General features: G+C 64.7%; 23 protein-coding genes. 9 read left to right on the top strand and 14 right to left on the bottom strand.

What is annotated here, in order from left to right; translation table 11 throughout:
• Positions 1–19: 19 nt before the first annotated feature.
• Genes NFJ07_RS03575 through NFJ07_RS03600 form a run of 6 tightly spaced genes read right to left on the bottom strand, consistent with a single transcriptional unit; the run spans position 20 to position 7,407 of the window.
• A complete protein-coding gene (locus NFJ07_RS03575) occupies positions 20–403 on the bottom strand; it encodes a hypothetical protein (protein WP_269992550.1) in 384 nt (127 codons plus the stop codon).
• Complete coding sequence (locus tag NFJ07_RS03580) at positions 393–2,285, bottom strand: hypothetical protein (RefSeq protein WP_269992677.1); 1,893 nt, start codon at positions 2,283–2,285, stop codon at positions 393–395. Before NFJ07_RS03580 ends, NFJ07_RS03575 begins: the two co-directional genes overlap by 11 nt.
• Positions 2,285–4,432: a glycosyltransferase gene (locus tag NFJ07_RS03585; RefSeq protein ID WP_269992551.1), complete on the bottom strand. Its 2,148-nt coding sequence runs from the start codon at positions 4,430–4,432 to the stop codon at positions 2,285–2,287. The genes NFJ07_RS03580 and NFJ07_RS03585 overlap by 1 nt, the downstream gene beginning before the upstream one ends.
• Positions 4,429–5,517 carry a hypothetical protein gene (locus NFJ07_RS03590; protein WP_269992552.1) on the bottom strand — a complete coding sequence of 363 codons (1,089 nt, stop codon included), beginning with the start codon at positions 5,515–5,517 and terminating at the stop codon, positions 4,429–4,431. Before NFJ07_RS03590 ends, NFJ07_RS03585 begins: the two co-directional genes overlap by 4 nt.
• On the bottom strand, positions 5,510–6,541 hold the full coding sequence (locus NFJ07_RS03595; protein WP_269992553.1) for a glycosyltransferase family 2 protein: 1,032 nt from the start codon (positions 6,539–6,541) through the stop codon (positions 5,510–5,512). The genes NFJ07_RS03590 and NFJ07_RS03595 overlap by 8 nt, the downstream gene beginning before the upstream one ends.
• A complete protein-coding gene (locus NFJ07_RS03600) occupies positions 6,541–7,407 on the bottom strand; it encodes a glycosyltransferase family 2 protein (RefSeq protein ID WP_269992554.1) in 867 nt (288 codons plus the stop codon). Before NFJ07_RS03600 ends, NFJ07_RS03595 begins: the two co-directional genes overlap by 1 nt.
• 407 nt (positions 7,408–7,814) lie before the next feature.
• On the opposite strand from NFJ07_RS03600, the gene NFJ07_RS03605 reads away from it, so the two are divergent.
• Positions 7,815–8,621: an AfsR/SARP family transcriptional regulator gene (locus NFJ07_RS03605; RefSeq protein ID WP_269992555.1), complete on the top strand. Its 807-nt coding sequence runs from the start codon at positions 7,815–7,817 to the stop codon at positions 8,619–8,621.
• 56 nt (positions 8,622–8,677) lie between these two features.
• Here the strand turns inward: NFJ07_RS03605 and NFJ07_RS03610 are convergent, their stop codons facing one another.
• A complete protein-coding gene (locus tag NFJ07_RS03610) occupies positions 8,678–8,818 on the bottom strand; it encodes a hypothetical protein (protein ID WP_269992557.1) in 141 nt (46 codons plus the stop codon).
• 63 nt (positions 8,819–8,881) lie between these two features.
• On the opposite strand from NFJ07_RS03610, the gene NFJ07_RS03615 reads away from it, so the two are divergent.
• The gene (locus NFJ07_RS03615) at positions 8,882–9,103 is read left to right on the top strand and encodes a hypothetical protein (RefSeq protein WP_269992558.1); all 222 of its coding nucleotides are present in this window, start codon (positions 8,882–8,884) and stop codon (positions 9,101–9,103) included.
• A 173-nt stretch (positions 9,104–9,276) separates the two neighbouring features.
• Here NFJ07_RS03615 and NFJ07_RS03620 read toward each other — a convergent pair whose 3' ends face one another.
• On the bottom strand, positions 9,277–9,930 hold the full coding sequence (locus NFJ07_RS03620) for a phosphoribosyltransferase (protein WP_269992559.1): 654 nt from the start codon (positions 9,928–9,930) through the stop codon (positions 9,277–9,279).
• A gap of 82 nt (positions 9,931–10,012) precedes the next feature.
• On the opposite strand from NFJ07_RS03620, the gene NFJ07_RS03625 reads away from it, so the two are divergent.
• Positions 10,013–10,426, top strand: a complete 414-nt coding sequence (locus NFJ07_RS03625; RefSeq protein ID WP_269992561.1) for a MarR family transcriptional regulator — start codon at positions 10,013–10,015, stop codon at positions 10,424–10,426.
• A gap of 19 nt (positions 10,427–10,445) precedes the next feature.
• On the opposite strand, the gene NFJ07_RS03630 is transcribed toward NFJ07_RS03625, so the two are convergent.
• The 5 genes from NFJ07_RS03630 to NFJ07_RS03650 form a co-directional block, all read right to left on the bottom strand.
• Entirely contained in the window at positions 10,446–11,276 is an 831-nt protein-coding gene (locus NFJ07_RS03630) for an alpha/beta fold hydrolase (RefSeq protein WP_269992562.1), read from the bottom strand.
• 4 nt (positions 11,277–11,280) lie between these two features.
• Complete coding sequence (locus NFJ07_RS03635; protein WP_234747729.1) at positions 11,281–11,610, bottom strand: biotin/lipoyl-containing protein; 330 nt, start codon at positions 11,608–11,610, stop codon at positions 11,281–11,283.
• Positions 11,603–12,634 carry an alpha-ketoacid dehydrogenase subunit beta gene (locus tag NFJ07_RS03640; protein ID WP_269992564.1) on the bottom strand — a complete coding sequence of 344 codons (1,032 nt, stop codon included), beginning with the start codon at positions 12,632–12,634 and terminating at the stop codon, positions 11,603–11,605. The genes NFJ07_RS03635 and NFJ07_RS03640 overlap by 8 nt, the downstream gene beginning before the upstream one ends.
• Positions 12,627–13,664 (bottom strand): thiamine pyrophosphate-dependent enzyme, encoded by a 1,038-nt coding sequence (locus NFJ07_RS03645; protein ID WP_269992679.1) that lies wholly within the window; start codon positions 13,662–13,664, stop codon positions 12,627–12,629. Before NFJ07_RS03645 ends, NFJ07_RS03640 begins: the two co-directional genes overlap by 8 nt.
• 192 nt (positions 13,665–13,856) lie before the next feature.
• On the bottom strand, positions 13,857–15,239 hold the full coding sequence (locus NFJ07_RS03650; protein WP_269992566.1) for an amino acid permease: 1,383 nt from the start codon (positions 15,237–15,239) through the stop codon (positions 13,857–13,859).
• Positions 15,240–15,416: 177 nt separating this feature from the next.
• Between NFJ07_RS03650 and NFJ07_RS03655 the strand changes: the two genes are divergently transcribed.
• The 6 genes from NFJ07_RS03655 to NFJ07_RS03680 all read left to right on the top strand — a co-directional run bounded on the left by NFJ07_RS03655 (position 15,417) and on the right by NFJ07_RS03680 (position 21,882).
• On the top strand, positions 15,417–15,896 hold the full coding sequence (locus NFJ07_RS03655; RefSeq protein WP_269992567.1) for an Lrp/AsnC family transcriptional regulator: 480 nt from the start codon (positions 15,417–15,419) through the stop codon (positions 15,894–15,896).
• A 101-nt stretch (positions 15,897–15,997) separates the two neighbouring features.
• Positions 15,998–16,708 carry an NUDIX hydrolase gene (locus NFJ07_RS03660; RefSeq protein ID WP_269992680.1) on the top strand — a complete coding sequence of 237 codons (711 nt, stop codon included), beginning with the start codon at positions 15,998–16,000 and terminating at the stop codon, positions 16,706–16,708.
• Positions 16,705–18,012, top strand: a complete 1,308-nt coding sequence (gene nadA / locus NFJ07_RS03665; RefSeq protein WP_269992569.1) for a quinolinate synthase NadA — start codon at positions 16,705–16,707, stop codon at positions 18,010–18,012. Before NFJ07_RS03660 ends, nadA begins: the two co-directional genes overlap by 4 nt.
• Before the next feature lie 37 nt (positions 18,013–18,049).
• The gene (gene nadB / locus NFJ07_RS03670; protein WP_269992570.1) at positions 18,050–19,831 is read left to right on the top strand and encodes an L-aspartate oxidase; all 1,782 of its coding nucleotides are present in this window, start codon (positions 18,050–18,052) and stop codon (positions 19,829–19,831) included.
• Positions 19,824–20,720 (top strand): carboxylating nicotinate-nucleotide diphosphorylase, encoded by an 897-nt coding sequence (nadC, locus tag NFJ07_RS03675; protein ID WP_269992571.1) that lies wholly within the window; start codon positions 19,824–19,826, stop codon positions 20,718–20,720. The genes nadB and nadC overlap by 8 nt, the downstream gene beginning before the upstream one ends.
• A 4-nt stretch (positions 20,721–20,724) precedes the next feature.
• Positions 20,725–21,882 carry a cysteine desulfurase family protein gene (locus tag NFJ07_RS03680; RefSeq protein ID WP_269992572.1) on the top strand — a complete coding sequence of 386 codons (1,158 nt, stop codon included), beginning with the start codon at positions 20,725–20,727 and terminating at the stop codon, positions 21,880–21,882.
• Between the two features lie 134 nt (positions 21,883–22,016).
• Here NFJ07_RS03680 and NFJ07_RS03685 read toward each other — a convergent pair whose 3' ends face one another.
• The gene (locus NFJ07_RS03685) at positions 22,017–22,508 is read right to left on the bottom strand and encodes a GtrA family protein (RefSeq protein ID WP_269992574.1); all 492 of its coding nucleotides are present in this window, start codon (positions 22,506–22,508) and stop codon (positions 22,017–22,019) included.
• Between the last annotated feature and the right edge of the window lie 6 nt (positions 22,509–22,514).

A 22,514-nucleotide genomic window follows, 5' to 3' on the forward strand; every position in this document is an offset into this window, starting at 1 on the left:
TGCATTGCCCGCCCCTTCGTTACGGCGCCGTTTCCTTTCGCCGGGACCGGCGGTCCACGGCGGCGAGGAGGCCCAGAGTGAGTACGGCCAGGAGGGACACAGCCGCCGATGGATGCCAGAAACCGGCGTAAAGCATCGCCGTTGAGAGCAGGATAGCCGAGCCAATGCTGAAGCTCACCGCAATTGCCACTGCCAACGGGAGTACCTCGAATCCGGCACCTTTTCGGATTCGAGGGGGTTTCAGGAGCAGGATGAGGGCCGTTCCGGGGCCGGCGAGAAGGAACGGTCCTATGACCGCAAGGCGCAGTTCCTCCGGGCCCGTGAAGGACAATGGAATCGAAGCCAGTGCCACAACGGCCACGACGGCGCCGATGGTAGCGACGCTCCTGCGCTTAGATGCCATTCGGTGCTCCTTGCAGGTGGTAGATCACTCCGCCGGCATTGCGGTACTCCATTGACCAGCCCCCTTGGAGGGCGCACCTGTCGATCAAGTGTTGCAAGCCTTCGCTCGGCCCCGTGTTGAGAACGTCCGCGGCGGTGACCTGGCTTGCAGTGACTATCAAGTAAGCACCTGTGGATGGGACGAGCTGGGTTATCGATGCGCAGCCGGGTTGGGGGTCGCCAGGGCGTGCCGGCTCCGATTGGAGGAGGGTCTGGTACCGGTATCCGGCGTAGTGCTCATACCGCCAGGCCGTGTCGTGGACTGCCTCGATGAGGACCGAGCCGTGGGGCGCGGTGGTGTAAAGCTGGTTGACCAGGGCGATCTCGTCAGGAGTGAAATTCTCGATGGCGTCATTGCCATACCGGGTGGCGACTGTGGCCGTGGCGATGACTGATCCGAGCAGCATGAGCGCGGCCATCTGGCGCAAGCCGGGCGGACTGGGGCCACGGGGAAGTAGTGGAAGCACGACGAGGATGGCGGCGAACGGCAGGCTGAAAAGGTATATCCGGAGCAGGAGCTCACCGCCGTACGACTGGAGCGGGAACATGACGAATGGTGCCACGGTCCCCAACGCAGCGGCTAGCCACCGCGTCCGTAGCCGTCGTCCCCGGAAGCTACCTAGTCCCGCGAGGACCCAGACCCCGGCGCCCTCCGCGAGCCGGGAGTAGACAATGAACTGATGGGCCGGACTACCGCCCACCCTGTTGAGCAACGAGGCAGAGGCGGCGGCGTTGATGTTGCCGATGGACCCGAACAGAGTGTGCAGGTGGCCGAGGAGGAAAGGGGTGGCGGCCAGGACCAGCCAGCAGACCGGAAGCAGCAACGCCAGGACCGGCAGGAACCGCAGCCGGCACCTTCCGCTCAGGGCGAGCAGCGCCAGGATAGGAATAGCTGCGAAAGGTGTGAGTTGATGGGCGACCGTCATCCCAGCCAAGAGCACCACGCACACCGCGGCCAATATGATGAAGGCTGACCGCGGCAGTTCGGCTGGAATCGGCGCCGGCTTCCCGGGTTCGAGCCGACGCACGAGATTCCTGAGCCGACTAGCGAGTTTGCCCGCCGGCTTCCACGGCCACCCGGGGAATACTGTCAGAACACAGGCGATCAGGGTCAGCAGCAGCAGCAAGGCGCAGGCCTGTGGGGAAAGGTAATCCTGCCCCACCCAGCTGGCCAGATAGAACATCCACACGCCGGCCCACGCTTGCCTTGGGCTGGAGCTAAGGCGCAGGGCCAGAGCCAGCAACGCGGGCATGAGCAGGACGTTGACGCCGACCGGCGCCCAAGTAGCAGCCCATGTCAGATCGTGGACTCCGGTGGAATTCGAGAGCATCGCCAGTAGTCCGAAGAACCCGGGCCAGTTGAAATATGCGTCCAGCTTCCGGTCCAGGCCTCCGGACTGCGTGATGTAGTCGGTGATGCCCAAGTGGCGGTAGCTGGCTTCCAATCGGGGCAATCCGTGAATGATCGGATCGGCCCCGTGCAGAATGACGATCAAAACCAGAAGCTGAACGACGAGCAACCACGGGCGAAGAACCTTGAGGCCGAGTGAACCGACAAAACCGGCCAGGCTCAGGCCCAGGGCAAAAAAATAGGTGAAGGGCAGGACTTGGATCAGGCCGGCCCCGCCAATGTCCTGCGCGTTCACGGTTTTGAGCGCCCACACCCCCAGGACCAGGGCGCTCGCCGCCATCAACGCAAGGGCGCCCGGAACCCGCGGGTCACCCCGGTCGGCCCGATGCTGGGCTGGACGGGGACGCTTCGGGCCGGTGACGACGGGGAGAATGCCGACGTCGGATCGGTGCAAGCGGGTGGTGGAGACACTCCAAGGGGTTTGTACGACCATCACGGCGCCGGTACTCCGTGCGCACGTGACCCGGACGTGCGCTCGATATTCTGTCCGGCCCGGGCGGGGCTGTGGTCCCGTGAGAAACGGTGCAGCCGGCCGCCAGCGACCACGGCTGCGCCCATTTGGGCGACCAGCCAGAGCACGGAAACTCCGGTGAGCCCATAGTGTTGGGCGACCGCGGGAGCTGGTGCCACCGCGAGGACGCACGCCGCAATCGCGACCATCGTGGATTCAGCCAAACGTCCGGTGGAACGGCACACCCCGTAGTAGACCTGTGTGACGCAAGTGAGCATCAGGGCCGGGACCAGGAAAGGTAACAGCACCCACGCCGACGCGTAGCTGGACCCCAACAACGGCAGCAGCAGTGAGCCGGCCGCCAGCAGCAGCACCCCGGCAAGCGCGGTGAGGAAGAGACTCATCTGCAGGGCCTTCCGAACCAAGCCTGGGCGTGAAGAAGCGCGAGGGTCGGAGGTGTCCGCCGCGATAGCGGTCTGAAGTGAGTAGCCCGCCGATTGGGGCACGAAAAAGATCGCTGAAGCAAGCATCCAGACGACGTACCAAGCCGCCGCAGCCGAGGTGTTCAGGGCCGCTGCCACGACTAGCGGAAGGACGTAGCCCGGCGCGCGGTCGGCAAGCATGAGTGCGTGCTGGCGGAGGCCTGGACCCCAGACTTTCATCACTTCGCGCCAATTCACCTGCGTCCACTCCGGAGCCGTATCGGTGCGTCTGAGCTGGTCCAGGCCGAGGAGCACGCTCGCCAAGGCACCCGTGGCCACGGCAACGACGATCGCGGCCGGATCCCGGTAGCCGGTAAGAAGGCAAACGGCGAGGGTGGCGAGCTGGAACAAGGCCTGCACGAGACTGCGCGTCAATGCACGATCTGCCCGGGCCTGGGCGACGGCGATGTGGTCGAACTGGTAGGCGACGGCGGCGAGGAGTGCTGCGGCGAAAAAGGCGGCGCTCATGACCGGATTCGTCCAAGCAGTCCCGACGCCGGATCCCTGGAAAGAGGTCACGACGAGTAAGCCGGTGGCCATGACGAGCGACGAAAAGCTTACGGCTGCGACGCTTGCCGGTATCAGGGTCCGGCCCCGGTCAGCCTGGGCGGGCAGTACGGAAAGGGTCGCTGGGCCGACGCCGAGCATTCCCAGCTGCACCGTCAGCATTGTTGCGGAGACCACAGCAGAGGCCAACCCCAGATGGTCGGCAGGAATCACGACGGCCGCAAGGGCCCAGAACAGCAGACCGGCAGCCATGGGGGCGATACGGGCCGCCGCGAGCCACATGGCGTTCCCGCCGAGGGATAGTCCCTGCCTGGGAAGTCGAAGCAAGGTGCTGCCGAAAGCCCCGTAGTTGTAGAGGACGAAGCCAGCCCAGTAGGGCAGGTAACGGGGGGCGGTGGCCAGGGAGAGCAGGACGCCACGAGCCGTAGCAAGTAAAGGCAGGAATACCAGCCAGCCGGCGCGGCGGGGGTGCTTGTGCATCGTGCGCGCCAAACCGGCCCCGTCCTGAAGCCACTGGTCGCGGGCGTACTCGAAGCTGTCAGCGAACCGGTGCCTGACGAAGGTCGTGGGAGAGACCCCGAGGCGACATCCGGCCTCCTCGAGCCGGATCCGGAGCTCGATATCTTCGCCCGACCGGAAGCTTTCATCGAACCCGGCGTCGAGGAGCACACTTCGGCGCATCAGGGTGGCACTGACGCCGAACCAGGAGCGGACCCGGCTGTGGTTATGGTGCCAGGCAAGGGCGGCTCCCCAGTAGCCGGCGCCGTCGGGCTCGCTCACTAGTCCAAACTGCAAACCATCGAAGCCGCCTTCTTGGAACTCCGTCATCAGCTTCTCCAGAACGCCTGGAGGCACGATGACGTCGGCATCGATGAGCGCGACTAGATCGGCGTGCGCGGCTCGGGCACCGAGCATGCGCGCCGCCGGCAGTCCGCGCCCCCTGTCGGAGATGACGCGTGCCCCGTAGGAACGGGCGATCTGCACGGTGGAGTCGTGCGAACATCCGTCTATGACGATCACCTCGCGGGGGTTCTGGTCAAAGACGGACTTCAGGCATTCGCCGAGCCAGTTGGCGGCGTTGCGGGCCGGGATGACGACAGACACGTCCAGGACGCTGCCGGCGTCCGCCTTCCTGCTCACGGCCGGCCGTCCACCATGGAGGTGACGGTGCCTGCGACATAGTCCGAGGTCCGGTCGGCGGACCACGTCGCGGGAAGGCGCAGCACGAAGCACGGAACATCACCCAACGCACGGGTGATGACGGAGGTTTTTGCGGAGAAATGCTCGCCTAATGACACGAGGCCCGTGGCCCCGAGGGCCTCGATGAGTCGCCGCGACACCAAAGGCAATTCCGAATGAAAGTTGCCCACAATGCGCGCAGCCATCCAGGCTTCTGTCCGGCGCTCCAACCGGGCCTCCGCTCCGTCGAAGCGTTCGAGGAAGACGGCGATCCGGGCAGGCGCCTCGGGAACGATTTTCCCTGGGCCGAATACGTCTACCGGATGGACCATTCTGTGCTCGGGTGACCACCGCCGCGTGAACGCGGCCGTGCGTGGATAGCGGACGATGACAGGGTGTACAGCGGTGGCCACGCTGCTGATCGTCGAAGTTAGCCAGCCCGGCGCGAGCGGCTTGCGGAGTCCTTGGAACAGGTCCGGATAGATCGGCCGGTGGTGGGGCTTGATGAACATCGGCTTTGCGTAGGACAGGAGCGTCCCCTCCGCAGTGATGAATCCCCAGTCATCGGCCATGAAGCCGACGCCCGGCATCGCTAAGAGTTTCGCTACCGTACTTGTTTTCCCGACGCCGCCCCATGCGGGCATCAGGATGCCCGCTCCCCGATAGTTCACCATCGCCGCGTGAACCATTGCAGTATCCTGCCTGATGCACAGGTGGTCCAACAGCGGCACGACCGCCGTCAGCAGTTCGCCCGCCCCTTCAACCATGAACCCGTTTTCCGTGCGGGTGACCCGAACCCGGTCCTCCGGGAGGAACAATGAATCGTCCGTATACCGGTAGGCGTCTTCGGCATGGGATTGCGCGGGAACCGGAGTGACGCCGCCGCTGATGTTCAACTGCAGGTTTGACGCCGAAGGGCCGAGGAACGGAGCAAGCATGTCACGTAGCTGCGCCTCACCTGGCGTCCCTTGAGCGACCCTGATTGCGACCCGTCCGTGGACGTCGAAGGCAACTGCCGGGGACGTGGCGATCTGCTGGCTAATCACTGGGCCTGCCTCCACTGTTGTCGCGAATGAGCCGGTACAAGACGGATCCGGATACGCGCGCCGGAGACGATGACGACTGCCATAGGCTCTGCAGATAGCCAATCGCGGTGACACCCAGAACTGCTACGATCACTCCCGCCCTGGCCAGACCTCCCACGTCGCCGTCGTGCGTGTAGGAGCGTAGTCCGGCCAGGACAGCGCGCGGCAGCACACGGCGAACATATCGGCGTTCCGGTCCGAGGATTTCGCGCTGCCCGAGAAGCCGGGTCACCTGGGCCTTCGAAACACCCTCTGACCAGGCCCTCGACAACATGTACCGCAGGGTGCCGCGCGTAGCCGGCACATGGTGGCGAACCACGGCTGCCGGTTCGTAAACCACGCGGGTTCCGGGCGAACCGATGGATGCCCTCAGGCACAATTCGGTCTCCTCGCAGCCAAGGGGACGATCACCTTGCCGGCCAAGGGACGCATTGAATCCGCCGACCCGCCCAAAGACATCGCAGCGGAAGGACATGTTCGCGCCGATCACGTTACGCACTTGCGCCGCGACTCTGGGCAACCCTTTATAGGTGCACCCGACAATCCAATCAAGCTCTTCAGGAAAGTGCGCCGGCCGACCTGATTCCCATACGGGTTCAACCCGGCCCCCGACCGCCAACACGTCTGGATCGTCATATAGCAGGACGAGCCGCGCCAGCCAGTCCGGGGCGGCTTCGGCGTCATCGTCGAGGAAGGCCACGACGTCACCGGTTGCCGCTCCCACCCCGGTGTTGCGAGCGCCGGAAAGGCCCCGAGGACCCGAGTTCTCCACCACTTCGACCCCCAGCAGCGCACCCGTCAGCCGCCGGTACAGACCTAATCGCCGGTACAGATCCTCGTTGTGGTCAACGACGACAACAAACTGTTCCGGCCGGAACGTCTGGGACTGAACCGATGCGATCCCGCGGAGCAGCAACTCCCACCGGGCTTCGGTGAAGCAACAGATCACGACGCTGACGGTGGGCCAGCCGGCACCGCCGGGCATTAGCCGTCCGCCAGCATCGTCAGGACCGTCTGCGGGTCGGTAGGAACATGGGGAAACCTCATGTCCGGATACCGGTACTTCACCCGCCGAAGGGCCTCCGGCCGAACTCCCGCCGTCGGCGCGTCCCATCCGACGCACTCACGGGTCAGCGTGCGCAAGACGCGCCACCCGTCGCGGAAGGTCTGCAGGTGTGAATTGCCCGAAATGCGGGACAGCTCATGGCTTGGCACCTCAGCGATGCGAAGCCCCGCCCGTGCCGCCCGCGACACCAGTTCGGTCTCGATTTCGAAACCATCGGACTTGAGTTCAAGGACTTCCAGGCATTCCCTGCGGAAAGCGATATACCCGTAACAAAGGTCCGAGAAGTTACAGTGCAAGGCTCTGTTCGCCAGCCCTGTGAGTGCACGGTTGCCTAGATTGCGCAAACGCGTCAAGTCATCGGATCCGCCGCCGGTGACATAACGGGAGCCCTTGACGAAATCGTGGTCGTGCTGCAGGGGTGAAACGAACCAGCCGATCTCCCTCGGGTCCATGCTGCCGTCCGCGTCGAGCATGACGATGATGTCCCCGGTGGCCGCGGCGAAACCTGCCCGCATGGCGGCGCCCTTGCCGGCATGCAGCTCGTTCACCACGACGACGTCGAAGCGAAGCGCGCGCGCTACATCCACGGTGAGGTCTTCCGAGCGACCGTCCACGACGATCACTTCGTCAACGTACGACGGCATCCGCCTGAGCACCCACGGCAGATTCAATGCCTCATTCAAAGTGGGAATCACCACACTGATCGAAGCCGCCGGGAGCGAAGTCCCCGGGGCCGAAGCAACAGGGGTCCGGCCGCTGGCAGGCTCCAACTGTCCAATGGACACCGCTCTCACCCCCGTCCGTCTACCCGCACGAATGTGGAACACCAGCTGGGAAGCATACGGCGTCCTCTTTTGGACAGTCGCCGGGAAAGTGGGCCTGGATCGTTCATGACCGCACCTCGATTTCGCTCGCCGTTACATGCACCAGGTCAGGTGCATGTTGGCATGAGCATGGGACCGAACCCGTTACAGCACCGTTACAAGGCGGCGCGGCTTTTGTTGTGAACGTTTCAGCCGAGGGCTTCCGAGGCCAGCCGGGGCAGGAATCGATAACGAGTAAGTAGGACATCCGTCAGGGTTCCTTGATTCAAGTAGTGGCCACTCGTGACCGGGTCAGTCAACGCTGGCTAGTCTCTGACAACGTACCGTTTTGCCCACCAGGAATCCGACGTTCGATTGGGGTACGAGACGTGGTTTCATCACCAGATCCACAGTGGTCCCTGACCCTGCTCAATGGGTGGACACTGAGCCGGGATGGCCGGCGGCAGAAGGTAGCGCATCGGCAGCAACGCCTTCTCACCGCGCTGGCCCTGTTCGGCGAGCGGCCGCGCACGTTCCTCTCTGGACTTCTCTGGCCGGACTCCTCCGATGCCCAGGCCGCGGTCGGCCTCAGGGTGAGCATCTGGCACATCAATCACGAGCTCCCCGGCCTGCTCGACGCCGACGGAACCACAGATGTTTCCGTGGCGCTCAGTGAGCAGGTACTCGTTGATATCACCGACCTTGAACGCGAGCTTCACGCCCCGGCCTCCGAACTGAGCGATTGGTACCCGAGGTGGGAACGGCTTCGAACAGCGGAGCTTCTTCCGGGATGGTACGAGGACTGGATCCTGGCCGAACAGGAACGCTTCCGAGCAGTGCGGACAGCAGCCCTCGACTCCATCGCCGCATACCACCTCAGCCATGGAAACGCCGAGGAAACCAAGGCCGCCACTACCGTGGCGATCTCCCTGGAACCATTCCGGGAGTCCTCCTACCGGTTGCTGATCCAGGCACACCTTGCCACCGGTGACCTCGTATCCGCGATTCGCACCTACAAGAGCTACTCCGCCGAGCTGAGGCAGGAATTCGGCGTAGGCCCGTCACCATCACTCGCCAAGCTCATTCATGGTGCCGTCGGGGCGAGCGGTCGCCAAAACGCCGTCGGCGGCTTCCCGTTTACGCAGGTTCCGCCCTCGAGCCACATCGTGATGAGCAATCAGCGGCCGACAGCGTAATCGTGTCAGTCCTCGATCGCCTGGGGGCTCGCCGTTAACTGCATGGTGGTCGTCTCTCATCCGCCGAGGCGGGCGAAAGCAGGGCTCCCGCCGGCCAGTCTGCCGTCACGTACCGTGAACGGATACATCCGTGCGACGTCCGATTCTTTGAGCCCACCGAGCGGGAAGAACGCCGAAACCGTGTCACCGTGCAACATAGGTGCATCCGTTGAAACGCCAACACGTGCGAACGACGCGCTTAATCGCCCCGAAGGCGATGCATGCAGCAAGTCGAACGATCCCGGCGCGCTTCCGCCACGGAACCGGATGCCCAGGCAGCGGACGCTTCCGCCAAAGACATCGGCGCAGGTCAAGCCCAACAGGAATTCTTCCGGCCCCGGCACCGGCCCATCCATACAGACCGAGAGCAAGAGTTGCTGCCCGAAATCAATCAGCAGTATGCGGCCCGGACCCGGGCGATACCGCCCAGGCGTTGCCTGTAACCGCGCCCCGTTGCGAACACCTGCGGCCCTCATGGCTTCTCCTGCCCGAACCAAACAAATGACCTGCTTGACTACGAATTTATGCCTGTAAGCCTGCGGTAACCTGAACCCCACGTGAAGATTTGGCGAAAATTGCAAGCCGAATCGACTCGACGCACCGGCTGGGAGCGAGCTTACCCCGCCTGTTCCAAAAGCCGCACCGCGTCGTCGTCGGTCAATTGCTCGAAGTGCTCGTAGAACGCGCCCACGGCATGGAACTTGCCCGGCGTGTGCAGGCACATCATGAAATCGCACACCCGGCTGATGGACGCTTGGGCTTCGAGGGATGACACTGGGACCGCAGTCACCACAGTCGCCGCCCCGCCTGCGCGGACGGCCTCGACTGCGGCACGCATGGTTGCGCCGGTCGCGAGTCCGTCGTCGACAAGAACCACGGTCTTGCCCGAGAGATCGAAGCTGATACCGGGGTAGGTCTTCACGCGCCGCAGGAGTTCTCCCCGCTCGCGTACCTCCACCGCGTCAAGCGAAGCCTGGGTGATTCCGTGCCGCAGCATGCGTTCTGCGAGGGGCCGGTTGAGTATGCGGACGATCCTGCCGTTGGACCAGGCAAGGGCGCCGAACGCTGTTTCTTCACGCCCCGGAATGCCGAGTTTGCGCACCAGAATGGCGCCGAATGGCTGGTAGAGCTCGACGGCGGCAGCGGCCGCCACGGGGACCCCACCACGGGCGAGACCCAGCAAGATGGTGTCCGGCCGTTGCCGGAGCTGCGGAAGCCCTGCTGCCACGCGGCGTCCGGCTTCCGCACGGTCCTTGAACCGCATGCCCATTCGTCTCACTTCCACGTCATCCAGCGCTGGATCAAGCCTACCTTTCTTGCCGGGACCGCTCTGCGCTGCCACGATGGGCCATGTGAACAAGCCCATCGGTTACTGGATCAAACGCCTGGATACCGCATTGGAGGCGCATCTGGACAGCACCTTGGCGAGGTTGAAACTCAGCCGGAGGCAGTGGCAGACCCTCAATGTCCTGGCCGAGACACCCCTTAGCCCCGAGGATCTTGACGGAATACTCAACCCTTTTTGGGGCGGCGACACGCGGCGTCGCGAAAGCGAACTCGCCGCGCTGGTAGGCCGCGGCATGATCATCATGGTGGACGCTCGCATCAGTCTCAGCGAACTGGGCCACGCAAAACGTGCGGAAGCCCTAAGGCTCGTTGAGGACTCCCGCCAGGACCTCTCGATGGGGATCGGTATCGACGAATACGCCATGGCCCTCAGCGTGCTGGAGCGCATGACGCTCAATGCGGAGCGGCTGGCCGGCTAAGCCAGCCGCTCCGCCACCATTAGACGCCGAGGAACGCCACCGCAGCGTCCTTGAAAACCCGGCTGGTCACGGCGTTGCTGTGGTTCCGTCCCGGGACGAGCAGCTGTTCAACCATGCCACCGGCGTGGGCGGCGATCGAAGCGAGCTCCGGCATGGTGACGGCGCGTTCGTCCTTATCACCGGCCACCAGGAGCATCGGCATGTGGGGCACGGCTTCGGCGGGATCGAATGGTTCGCCCTTGATGGCCTCGATGAGCGACAAGAGCGCAAAAAGATCGTTGCTCGGCAAGAGCTGTGCCATCTTGAGCAACCCTGCGGTGGACTCGTCTTCAATAGGTGTGCCGTCCGCGAGGTAGTGCTGGGCGGCGACGAGATCGAAGGAGGCCAGAGGGTCTTCCTTGTTCGGACCGCCCAACACGAGCCGGTGCACGAGTTCGGGCTGGGTCGCCCCGAATTCCCAGGCGAGCCGGGAGCCCAAGGAATAGCCGATGACGTCGAGTCCGCTGGTAGGGTCACCGGCGCGCACGGGGCGCGCACCGGCGTCGGCGACTATCTGGAGCAGGTCCGCGCGGATCCGGCTCGGGGAGTAGGAGTCCAGATCCTCCGGCGAACTGCTCCGGCCGTGCCCTGGAAGGTCCACCGTGATGACCCGCCGGCCGGCGGACTTGAGGGTGGAAATCCAGCCGGTGTCGCCCCAATTGAGTTTGGTGGACGAGGAGAAGCCGTGCAACAGCAGGACGGGACGCAGCCTGGCGTCGGTGCCTTCGGCAGGCTCATGGACTTCCACGAACAGATGCGGGTCTGTTCCTTCCACAGTGTGGATGTGCTCTCCGGTGTGCCTGCCGCTCATGGTGTCAGTCCTCATCAAGTACAGCGCTCAGGCGGACCCGGCGCTTCGGTGCGTCATCCTTCGGAACGGTGCCCACGATGCCGGCAGTATTGTCCGGCACTTCGAACACCACCAGCGGCTCGCCGACGTTGATGGTCTCGCCCGGCGCGCCGTGGATACGGATCACTTTACCCGCCTGCGGGCTCGGCAACTCGAGGGCGGATTTACTCGTTTCCAGCTCCACGAGCGGCTGGTTCCGTTCCACCTGGTCGCCGGGGGAGACGAGCCAGTCCAGCACGGTCGCCTCGATGAGGCCTTCGCCAAGATCGGGCAGGGGGAAGCTGATTTCAGCCACGTCGGTACTCCAGTACTCGTTGGATCCCCAGGAGGATGCGGTCAATGTTCGGAATGTATTCGTCCTCCAGGTCGCCGGAGGGATACGGCACGTCGAAGCCGGTGACCCGCTCGACGGGTGCCTTCAGGGTGTCGAAGCAGCTTTGCGTTATCAGTTGGGCTACTTCGGCCCCCAGTCCGGAGGTCAGCGGGGCTTCATGAACGACGACGGCGCGCCGCGTCTTTCCGACGGAAGTCGCGAGTGCCTCGGCATCGATCGGCTTGAGCCAGCGCAGATCAAGGACCTCGACGTCGATTCCGTCCTCCGCCGCGAGTTCCGCAACCTGCAGGCATCGCGCCACCATGGCACCCCAGGCTACGAGGGTCAGGTGGCGGCCTGGCCGGACAATGCGGGCGCCGGTAAGGGGCCCGGCGTCGGATGTGTCGACGTCGCCCTTTTGCCAGTACCGGGACTTCGGTTCCATGAAGATCACCGGGTCCGGCCGCGAGGCCGCGTACTTGAGCAGGTGATAGGCATCGTGCGGGTCCGACGGCGAAACAACCTTGAGGCCCGGAACGTGCGCGAAGAGTGCTTCGAGGCTTTCGCCGTGGTGTTCGGGGGCGCGGATGCCGCCGAAGCTGGGGACCCGGAGGGTGATCGGCATCGGCAAGGTGCCGCGGCTGCGGTAGTTCATCCGGGCGATCTGGCACACGATCTGGTTGATGGCGGGATACGCGAAGCCATCGAACTGTACCTCTGGAATCGGGTGGAAGCCGGCCATGGCCAGGCCCACGGACATGCCCAGGATGCCCGATTCTGCGAGCGGCGTGTCAAAGACCCGCGACTCTCCGTGCTTGGCCTGCAGTCCGTCCGTGATGCGGAAGACTCCGCCCAATTGGCCGCAATCCTCGCCGAAGACCACCGTTTTTGGATCGGTGGAGAGGATCTCGTCCAAAGCGCGGTTGAGTGCCTGCTGCATGGAAAGCTTTACGGATTGTTCGTCTCGTGCCCCGGCTTCAAGAAGGGCAGTTGTGCTCTCAGACATGTTCGGACTCCTCGCGCCAACGGGTGGCCTGGTTTTCAAGGGCGGGGGTGGTTTCCTGGAAGACGAAATCGAACATCTCGTTGCCGGGCCTCGGGCCGAGGGCTTCGATTCCGGTGCGGATCGCTTCTTCCTCTGCCCGGGCCGCCTGGTTGGCGGTCATGAAGAATGCCTCGTCGGCGACGCCTTCAGCCAGCAAGCGCTCGCGGAGGCGTTCCAGGGGGTCCTCGCCGGCGTCGATGCGCTCGTCGTCGAGGCTCCGGTACCGGCCGGGATCGTCGGCGGTGGAATGCGGCCCGCGGCGGTAGGTCATGGCCTCGACCACAACCGGACCGTTTCCTGCGCGGCAGTGGGCGAAGGCGTTGCGGGTGGCCTCATGGACAGCGACCACATCGTTGCCGTCCACCTGAGTGCCCGGGATTCCATAGCCGGCGGCACGTGCAGCCACCGAGCCGCCGGCAACCTGCCGTTCGGTGGGCACGGAAATCGCCCAGCCGTTGTTCTGGATGAAGAAGACAACGGGTGCTTTCATCACGGCGGCAAAGTTCATGGCCTCATGGACATCGCCTTGGGAGGAAGCGCCGTCGCCGAAGTAGCTGAGGGCCACTCCTTGTCCACCACTCAGGGTCTGGCCGTGGGCCCAGCCAACGGCATGAAGGACCGATCCTGCCACGACGGCCTGGATGGGCGCGAGGCGGCTTGCCAGGGGATCGTACATACCGCCGTGCCACGTTGCCTTGTGGGTGGACATGTACGCCACCATGTCCACCCCCATTGTCCTGGCGACGCCCATCTCGCGGTACGTCGGAAAGGCGAAGTCGCGTGCAGTGTCGAGGGCGTAGGCGCTGCCGACCTGGGCGGCTTCCTGGCCGAGTTCCGGAGCGTAGCCGGGGATGATTCCCTGGCGCTGCCAGGCGACGGCCGAGGTATCCAGGTATCGAACGGCAGCCATCAGGGAATAGAGCTCCCTGAGTTGTCCGGGGGACAGGGGCGCGGCGTCGGCTGCGGCCACGGCGGGAAGAAGTGAGTCCATGGACGTGACCGTAGTCACTGTTTGGATTGTAGGCAATCCGCCTATTCGAGGCTAGTCAAACTGCCATGAACTGCCAGCTATCCCGTGGGAACACATAGCAGTTTGTGCACCCGGCGCCCCTCCCAACTAGCTCGCAGTTGTTGTCGTTATGAGGCGTCAAAACGACAACAACTGCCAGTCAGTTGGGTTTGCTTAGGCGTTTCGTGCGGACTTGACCTTTGCCCCGATCCGGCAGGCCACGGCGATGCACGCGATCAACAGGAACGTGCCGATCAGTTGGCCCGCGCTCTCGGCATTCGAGAAGCCCACCACGAAGATCAGGGCAAGCAGCGCTAGTCCGAATACGGTGAGGAAGGGGAAACCCTTCATGCGAAGCGGCAGCTCGGTTCCTTCGCGATCGGCGCGGCGGCGCAGGATGAACTGGGACACGAGTGCCGTTCCCCAGACCACGAGGCAGGTGGAGCCTACGAGGTTGAGCAGTGCCGGAAGCACGTGGTCGGGGAAGAGTAGTTCCAGGATGGTGGCGATGAAGCCGAAGGCAACGGAAACCCCGACGGCGGCCATGGGCACCTGGGCGCCGCGCAGCCGCGACAGGAAAGCCGGCGCTTCGCCGCGCTCAGACAAAGAGAAGACCATGCGCGAGGCGCCGTAGAGGTTGGCGTTGAGCGCGGAAAGCAGGGCCACGACGGCAACGAGGGTGATGGCCGTGCCGGCTCCCGGGATCCCGGCAAGGTTCAAGACACCGGCGAAAGGCGACTTCAATCCTTCGGAGTCGGAGGGCAGCACTGCCGCAATGACGAAGACCGAACCGATGTAGAAAACCAGGATGCGCCACACCACCGTGCGGATGGCTTTGCCGACGCTGTGTACGGGGTTCTGCGTTTCCGCCGCGGCCACGCTAACGATTTCGGTGCCGCCGAAGGCGAAAATCACTACGAAGAGCGCCGCGGCGATTCCGGACCAGCCGGAGGGTGCAAAGTTGCCCGTGAGGTTTCCGAGCCCGGGGGAAGTTGCGCCGGGCAGCCAGCCGAACAGCAAGGCTGCGCCGATGACGAGGAAGGCGACAATGGCTGCGACCTTCAGGATGGCGAACCAGAATTCGAACTCACCGAAGTTCCGGACCCCGGCGAGGTTGATCGCGGTAAAGGCCACCATGAACACCAGGGCCAGTGCCCACACCGGGATGACCGGCCAGACGGAGAACAGCAGCCCTGCTGCGCCGAGTGCCTCCGCGGCGATGACCACTACCAGCTGTAGCCACCAAAGCCAGCCGACGGTGGATCCGGCCGTCTTGCCCATGGCCTTTTCCGCGTAGACGGAGAATGCGCCGCTGTTCGGGTTGGCGGCTGCCATCTCGCCCAGTGCCCACATCACCAGGATGATCAGGGTGCCCGCCACAAGGTAGGAGATGAGTACTGCCGGGCCGGCCGCGTGGATTCCGGCGCCCGAGCCGAGGAAGAGTCCCGCGCCGATGGCGCTGCCCAGGCCCATCATGGTGAGCTGGCGCGGCTTCATCGAGTGGCCAAGGCCGGGCGAAGGAATGGCGGGTCGAACAGCGGTGGACTTCGTTGTCATTCGTGTTTGCCTTCTTGTGGATGGTTTGTCAGCTGGTCCTCGTGGGACTTATCGAATTTACCGCTTCCCCAAGCGAAGTGGCGAAAAACACTCGTGAGAGGATGGTTACAAGCTGGCGCGACATCTGGGCATGGAGTGCCGATTTGTATAGCTCATGGTTGGAAGTAGGAAAAACTGATGGTTGTGGACGAGTTGGATGCCAAGATTGTCCGATTTTTCACGGACTCCCCGCGTGCATACGTTCTGGAGGCATCGAGGGTCTTGAAGGTCGCTCGCGCCACGGTCCAGTCCCGGCTGGACCGGATGGCCGAGCGCGGGGTGGTGGCTCCCTGGGTTCCGCAGCCCGATCCTGCCGGCTTCGGCTACCCCGTGGTCGCCTTCTGCTCGCTGACCATCAACCAAGATCTGGGCCACGACGCCGTTGTCGAAGCCCTGGCCGCTATTCCCGAGCTCATTGAAGTCCATACCGTTTCCGGCAGTTCGGATCTCATGGTGCGGGTAGTGGGTAAGTCGAACTCGGACCTGCAACGCGTGCTGGACAAGCTCATCGCCACCAAGACCGTGCTCCGCTCGTCGTCGGTGATAGTGCTGAATACCCACTTCCAAGGCCGAACTTTGCCGCTCCTTGAAGCTGCGGCCAAGGAGCATGCGGGCTGAAACATTTGGAAACTGTCCGCTGACAGTCGTACCATTAGTTCTAGTCATTTTGACTATAACTAACTTTCTGGTCCCTACAGCAAAGAAGCGGGGTGAATACCGTGTACGCCACCTCCGCCAATGTCGCAGAGCGCAGGCTCGCACCGCCGTCGTTGGCCATATCAACGGTGATCTTCGCCCTCCGCCCGAGTGAAAGCTCCGGCCGCCCCACGCTGTGGTTGCCGTTGGTGCGCCGCATCCGCGAACCGTTCAAGGACATGTGGGCGCTACCCGGCGGTCCGCTGCAGCACGACGAATCCCTCCAAGATGCCGCGTCCCGGAACCTGCGCGAAACCACGGGGCTGGTGCCCCAATACCTCGAGCAGCTCTATGCCTTCGGCGGCCTGCATCGCTCGCCTGCCCAGCGGGTCGTCTCGATTGTCTACTGGGCCTTGGTGCAGCCCACGGAAGCCGCCCTGGCCGACGAATCCGAGAACGTCCGTTGGTTCCGGGCAGACCGGCTCTCGGAACTGGCCTTCGACCACAATGCGATCGTGGACTACGCCTTGTGGCGGCTGCGCAACAAGATGGCCTACGGGTCCATCGCCTATCACTTGCTGGGGGAATTCTTCACCCTGGCACAGGTCCGCGAAGTCTATGAGGCTGTCCTGGACCGTCAGCTGGATCCGGCGAACTTCCGCCGGCAAATCAAGGGAACACCGGAAATCGAGGAAACCGGTGAATACCTCCAGGGCGGAAAACACCGCCCGCCCCGCCTCTACCGCTTCACCGGCACGCCCGGACTCGGGCCAGACAACAGGAGTACACCATGAGCAGCGTCAACACAGCTATCCAGCTGATCACGCGGGAAGAAGCCGAAAGCGGCCGTTCCGCTGCCGGCTCGACGTGCAGCCCCGCTCTGGCCGAGGGTCCGTGGGAGTACGACCTCGCTGAAGCTCTCGCCGGCATCCCGGCTTACGGTCCCGGCGCTTCCAGCTCTGACGACGCTCCAAAGGCCACGCCCCGCCAGGGCCAGTTGCCCGAAGAGTACAAGTTGGCCAGCGATGCCGAGCTCGACGCCCGGATCCGCGCCGCCAAGGAGACGCTGGGGGACCGGGCTGTCATCCTGGGCCACTTCTACCAGCGCGACGAAGTTGTCCAGTACGCGGATTTCGTGGGCGACTCCTTCCAGCTCGCCAACGCTGCCCTGACCAAGCCCGACGCCGAGGCCATCATCTTCTGCGGTGTGCACTTCATGGCAGAGACTGCGGACATCCTGTCCAGCGAGGACCAGGCAGTGGTCTTGCCGAACCTGGCCGCCGGCTGCTCCATGGCGGACATGGCGGACGAGGACTCGGTGGAGGAATGCTGGGAGCAGCTCGAAGAGCTCTTCGGGACAACCCCTGATTCCGAAGGCCGTGCCCCGGTCATCCCGGTCACCTACATGAATTCCTCGGCCGCGTTGAAGGCCTTCTGTGGCCGCAACGGCGGTATCGTCTGCACTTCCTCCAATGCGAAGACGGTGCTCGAATGGGCATTCGAACGTGGCCAGCGGGTGCTCTTCTTCCCTGACCAGCACCTGGGCCGCAACACAGCCAAGGCCCTCGGCGTGGCACTGGAGCAGATGCCAATGTGGAACCCGCGCAAGGAACTCGGCGGAAACGACGAACAGACCCTGCTGGATTCCCGCGTCATCCTCTGGCACGGCTTCTGCTCCGTCCACAAGCGCTTCAACGTGGGCCAGATCGAGAAGGCCCGCGCCGAATTCCCGGGCGTGAACGTCATTGTGCACCCTGAGTGCCCCATGGAGGTTGTTGACGCGGCAGACGGCGCTGGCTCCACCGACTTCATCAAGAAGGCCATCGCCGCCGCAAGCGAACCCACCACCTTCGCGATCGGCACCGAGATCAACATGGTGAACCGCTTGGCCGCGGAGAACCCGCAGCACACCATCTTCTGCCTTGACCCGGTGATCTGCCCTTGCTCCACGATGTACCGCATCCACCCCGGCTACCTTGCCTGGGTACTCGAGGAACTGGTGGAAGGCCGTGTGGTCAACCGCATCACGGTGGACGACTCCGTCAAGGACAACGCCAAGATCGCCCTCGAACGCATGCTTGCAGCACGGCCGCTCTAGGCCGCACCCCGTACCAACCAGTCGAATCGAGCCTGACATGACTGCAGAACGCATTCCCGGCGCTCCGGCGCGGCGGCGACTCGTCGTCGTCGGAAGCGGTATCGCCGGCCTCTACTCCGCGCTCCTGGCCGCCGAGGCCGGTGCGGACGTCGTCCTGCTCAGCAAGGGGGCGCTGGCGGACAGCAACACCTTCTTCGCCCAGGGCGGGATTTCGGCGGTGCTGGAGGAGCCCGCCCCCGGCGATACCGTCGCCGCGCACATCACGGATACCCTCAAAGCCGGCGCGGGCCACTGCAACGAGGAGGCTGTGCGTGTGCTGTGCACCGAAGCGCGCCTCGACATCGTGGGGCTTGAGCGTTTCGGTGTCCGTTTCGACGCGGACGACGACGGCGATCCCGCCTTGGGGCTCGAAGCCGCCCACTCTGCGCCGAGGATCCTGCACGCCGGCGGAGACGCCACCGGCGCCGGGGTCGCGAAGGCCCTGATCCTTGCGGTCCTTGACGCGCAAGACGCCGGTAAGATCCAGGTGCTCGGACATGCACAGGCCACCGCCCTGATCCAGTCCGAGGGGCGGGTGACAGGCGTTGAATTCCTGCGCAACGGCCGTCTCGAGAGCGTATTCGGCGATGCCGTGCTGCTCGCCACCGGTGGCGCGGGGCAACTGTTTGCCCAGACCACCAATCCCTCGGTGGCAACGGCTGACGGACTCGCGCTCGCATGGCGGGCAGGCGCCGAGCTCGCAGACTTGGAGTTCTTCCAGTTCCACCCCACGAGCATGGTCCTGTCCGCTGCCGGAGGACCAGCTCCCATCGGCGCCGATCCGCTCCTCATTTCCGAAGCGGTCCGCGGCGAAGGCGCCATCCTGGTGGACGCGAACGGCGAGCGATTCATGCCTGGCTACCACCCGGACGCCGAACTAGCGCCGCGCGACGTCGTCTCCCGCAGCATCGCCCTCCACTTGGCTTCACTTGGTGATCCCAACGGCCACGTCTTCCTTGACGCCCGGGTCGTGGAAGCGAACAAGGGGGAGGGCTTCCTTGAGAAGCGCTTCCCGACGATCAGCGCCCGGACCCGCGAAGCCGGCGTCGACTGGACCCTCGAGCCCGTTCCGGTTGCCCCTGCAGCCCACTACTGGATGGGTGGGGTGGTCACGGACCTCCACGGCCGGACCTCTGTGCCTGGATTGCTCGCTGCCGGAGAAGTAGCGTGCACCGGGGTCCAGGGTGCCAACCGCTTGGCCAGCAACTCGCTGCTCGAAGGGCTTGTCTTTGGACGGCGGGCTGTAGAGGGGTTCCTTGGCTGGGGGCGGTCGAGCGGTGGGGTGACCGACTCGCTAGTTCCCTCGGCGCCTGCGCTCCGGTCTCTCGCCGGCGATCGCCTCGCAAGCTCGACGGCCGGCGTGGACCTCCACGCAACAACGGCGCTTTCGGGAACCACCGAGCCGGCCGGGGTGCTCACCGCGTGGCAGCCTGAGTTGGTCCCCGAGCCCTTCTCTCGTACCGCGCTTCGTCGGCTGATGACTGCCAAGGCCGGGGTGCTTCGGACCGGGGGGTTGCTTCGGGAGGCTGCTGAGGCACTCGACGCTTGGGCCGACGTCGTGGTTCCTGAGGGTGTTGCTGATTCGGCGGATCCTTTGGTGCATGAAGATGCCAATTTGCTTCTTGCTGCGCAGTTGTTGGTGCGGGCTGCGGGGGCGCGGCGGGGATCGATGGGGGCGCACTATCGGAGTGACACGGCCGAACTGCAGCGTGAAACCGTCGTCGAAGAACCACAACAGAGATACACGATCCGCCGGAAAGCGAGCCTCGTCAATGACTAGCCTGACCCTCCCCGCAGCACCCGTCCGGGACATTCTGGAGCGGGCATTTGCGGAGGACGCGCCGAGCGGCGACATCACCTCGCAGCTGCTCATTCCCGCCGAAGCCCGGGCCACCGCCGTGCTCAATGCCCGGGTTCCGGGGGTCTTCAGCGGCGGAACGGTGTTCCGCGACGCCATGCTGCTCGTCGACCCGGACACCGAAGTGGAGCTGTTGCTCGCCGACGGTGAAGCGTTCGACGCCGGAACCCACCTGGCGCGCGTCAGCGGTCGCGCCCGCTCGGTCTTGCTGGCCGAACGCGTCGGGCTCAACCTGGCCCAACGCATGAGCGCCATTGCCACCAAGACCGCGGAGTTCGTCAAGCTGGTCGACGGCACCAAGGCCCGTATTACCGACACGCGGAAAACAACCCCCGGGCTGCGGGTGCTCGAACGCTACGCCGTGCGCTGCGGCGGGGGAGCCAACCACCGCTACAGCTTGTCCGATGCCGTTCTGGCCAAGGACAACCACCTGGCAGTGATGACCGGGGGCGATTCCGCCAAGCTCACCGCACTGCTCAAGGCCGCCAAGGCCCAGCTGGGACACACCACGCACTTCGAGGTGGAGGTGGACCGCGCCGAGCAGATCGAACCCGTGCTCGCGGCCGGGGTGGACACGATCATGCTGGATAACTTTTCCCTCGAGGAGCTCCGTGCCGGTGTGAAGCAGGTGGCTGGCCGCGCCGTCGTCGAGGCGAGCGGCAACGTCAACGTCAACACTGTGGCGGACATCGCCGCCGCTGGAGTCGACGTCATTTCCATCGGCGGACTCACGCACAGTGTCAACGCGCTGGATCTGGGCCTGGACGTGACGCTCGACGTGGCACAGGACCCAACCCTGGGTCTCGGCTGACGCGATGATCTTCCTCGACGCCGCGGCGACCACACCCGTCCGCAGGGAAGTCCTCGAAGCCATGTGGCCGTATTTGACGGGGGAGTTCGGCAATCCCTCAAGCCATCACAGCCTCGGCGAAGCGGCTGCGAACGCGTTGTCCGGGGCTCGCGCGGCGGTCGCGAAGGCACTTGGCTGCCGGCCGGGGGAGATCACCTTCACTTCCGGCGGCACCGAGGCGGACAACCTGGCGGTGAAAGGAATTTCCCTCGCCAGACGTGCGGCGGATCCTTCCCTGAATCGCGTGGTCATTAGCGCTATCGAGCACCCCGCCGTCGAGGAATCCGCGCTCTACCTGCAACGGGTCCATGGGTTTGAGGTGGACGTGGTCCCCGTGGACCGGCACGGTGTTGTGACGGCTGAAGCGCTCCGGGCTGCCCTGCGTCCGGAGACGGCCCTCGTCAGCATCATGTATGCAAACAACGAGATCGGGACGGTGCAGCCCGTGCGGCGACTCGCGGAGGTGGCCGCGGAACATGGCGTGCCATTCCATACGGACGCCGTCCAGGCTGCGGGCTGGCTGCCGCTGGGCGTCAAGGAACTGGGAGTAGACGCCCTGAGTATTTCGGGCCACAAGCTCGGCGCGCCCAAGGGAAGCGGCGTGCTCTATGCCAAGGGAAGGCTGCGCCTTGAACCGCTGGTCCATGGCGGCGGCCAGGAGCGGGGCAGGCGCTCCGGGACCGAAAACGTGGCGGGTGCTGTTGCGCTGGCCACGGCACTGACGCTCGCCCATGCCGAGCCGCCCGGACTGGCCGGGCGTGTCTCGGAGTTGCGGGATGCCTTCATCCGCGCTGTCCTTGAGGCTGTGCCCGGTGCCGTGCTGACCGGCCACCCGTCGCAGCGTTTGCCGTCCGTCGCGTCCTTCTGCTTCCCGGGCACCAGCGGAGAGTCGGTCCTGCTTGAGCTTGAGCGGCTTGGCGTGGTCTGTTCGAGCGGATCGGCATGCGCCGCGGGATCCGACGCCCCGTCGCCGGTCCTGCTGGCCTTGGGAATTGAGCCCGAGGTGGCCCACACTGCTGTCCGCTTCAGCTTCGACTCCACTGTGACTTCAGCGGAACTGGAGCAAGCGGCGGAAGCCGTGGCTGCCGCCGTCGGGAGCGTACAGGGGCTCGGTCGCCGCTGACTGTCCCCACCCAACTAGCTGGCAGTTGATGTCGTTTTGAGGGCTCAAAACGACATCAACTGCGTGGGCCCACGCCGCCAGGGTTCCCTGGCCGAGCTTGCGAGGCGAGGGTGGCGGTGGGGATCAGTTGGGAATCAAACGTGGCGGGCCCTGCGGAAAATCCAGTGCCGCAGCATGGTGAACCGTACGGCGGTCGCGACGAATCCGGACAGCGTGGTGGTCCAGAGGTCCTCGGCGAGGGTGGCCTCGGGCCGTAATGCATGCAGCACGCCCAGGCTCCCGCCCGTGATGACCAGCGCCACGGCGATCACGATCAGCCCGTTCAAGTGGTCCCGTGTCCTATTGCGGTTGCCGCTGATCTTGAAGGTCAGCCGCCGGTTCAGGGCCGTGTTCATGAGTGAAGTGATGATCAGTGCTGCGGCGTTGGCAGGTTGGGGTCCCATCCACGGCCGGAACAGCGCGTACAGCGCCAGCGAGGCGACGGTACAGATGATCCCGACGCCGGTGAAGCGGATGAGCTGCCTGACCACCGGATAGCGCAGCGCGCCTTTGCGGCGGTTGCTTGTATTTGGCCTGAAAAGGGACGTCTGCCGCGTCTCAATTGCCGGCACGGCAGGAGGCTCCATGGCTCA

The organism is Arthrobacter sp. B2a2-09 (assembly GCF_027587375.1).
Lineage (GTDB): Bacteria > Actinomycetota > Actinomycetes > Actinomycetales > Micrococcaceae > Arthrobacter.

Bases quoted from the DNA above. Each gene is read 5' to 3' on its own strand.
- NFJ07_RS03575 (WP_269992550.1), bottom strand. From the start codon at position 403: ATGGCATCTAAGCGCAGGAGCGTCGCTACCATCGGCGCCGTCGTGGCC.
- NFJ07_RS03580 (WP_269992677.1), bottom strand. From the start codon at position 2,285: ATGGTCGTACAAACCCCTTGGAGTGTCTCCACCACCCGCTTGCACCGA.
- NFJ07_RS03595 (WP_269992553.1), bottom strand. From the start codon at position 6,541: ATGCCCGGCGGTGCCGGCTGGCCCACCGTCAGCGTCGTGATCTGTTGC.
- NFJ07_RS03610 (WP_269992557.1), bottom strand. From the start codon at position 8,818: ATGTTGCACGGTGACACGGTTTCGGCGTTCTTCCCGCTCGGTGGGCTC.
- NFJ07_RS03615 (WP_269992558.1), top strand. From the start codon at position 8,882: ATGCAGCAAGTCGAACGATCCCGGCGCGCTTCCGCCACGGAACCGGAT.
- NFJ07_RS03620 (WP_269992559.1), bottom strand. From the start codon at position 9,930: ATGGGCATGCGGTTCAAGGACCGTGCGGAAGCCGGACGCCGCGTGGCA.
- NFJ07_RS03630 (WP_269992562.1), bottom strand. From the start codon at position 11,276: ATGAGCGGCAGGCACACCGGAGAGCACATCCACACTGTGGAAGGAACA.
- NFJ07_RS03640 (WP_269992564.1), bottom strand. From the start codon at position 12,634: ATGTCTGAGAGCACAACTGCCCTTCTTGAAGCCGGGGCACGAGACGAA.
- NFJ07_RS03645 (WP_269992679.1), bottom strand. From the start codon at position 13,664: ATGGACTCACTTCTTCCCGCCGTGGCCGCAGCCGACGCCGCGCCCCTG.
- NFJ07_RS03650 (WP_269992566.1), bottom strand. From the start codon at position 15,239: ATGACAACGAAGTCCACCGCTGTTCGACCCGCCATTCCTTCGCCCGGC.
- NFJ07_RS03655 (WP_269992567.1), top strand. From the start codon at position 15,417: ATGGTTGTGGACGAGTTGGATGCCAAGATTGTCCGATTTTTCACGGAC.
- nadA (WP_269992569.1), top strand. From the start codon at position 16,705: ATGAGCAGCGTCAACACAGCTATCCAGCTGATCACGCGGGAAGAAGCC.
- nadB (WP_269992570.1), top strand. From the start codon at position 18,050: ATGACTGCAGAACGCATTCCCGGCGCTCCGGCGCGGCGGCGACTCGTC.
- nadC (WP_269992571.1), top strand. From the start codon at position 19,824: ATGACTAGCCTGACCCTCCCCGCAGCACCCGTCCGGGACATTCTGGAG.
- NFJ07_RS03680 (WP_269992572.1), top strand. From the start codon at position 20,725: ATGATCTTCCTCGACGCCGCGGCGACCACACCCGTCCGCAGGGAAGTC.
- NFJ07_RS03685 (WP_269992574.1), bottom strand. From the start codon at position 22,508: ATGGAGCCTCCTGCCGTGCCGGCAATTGAGACGCGGCAGACGTCCCTT.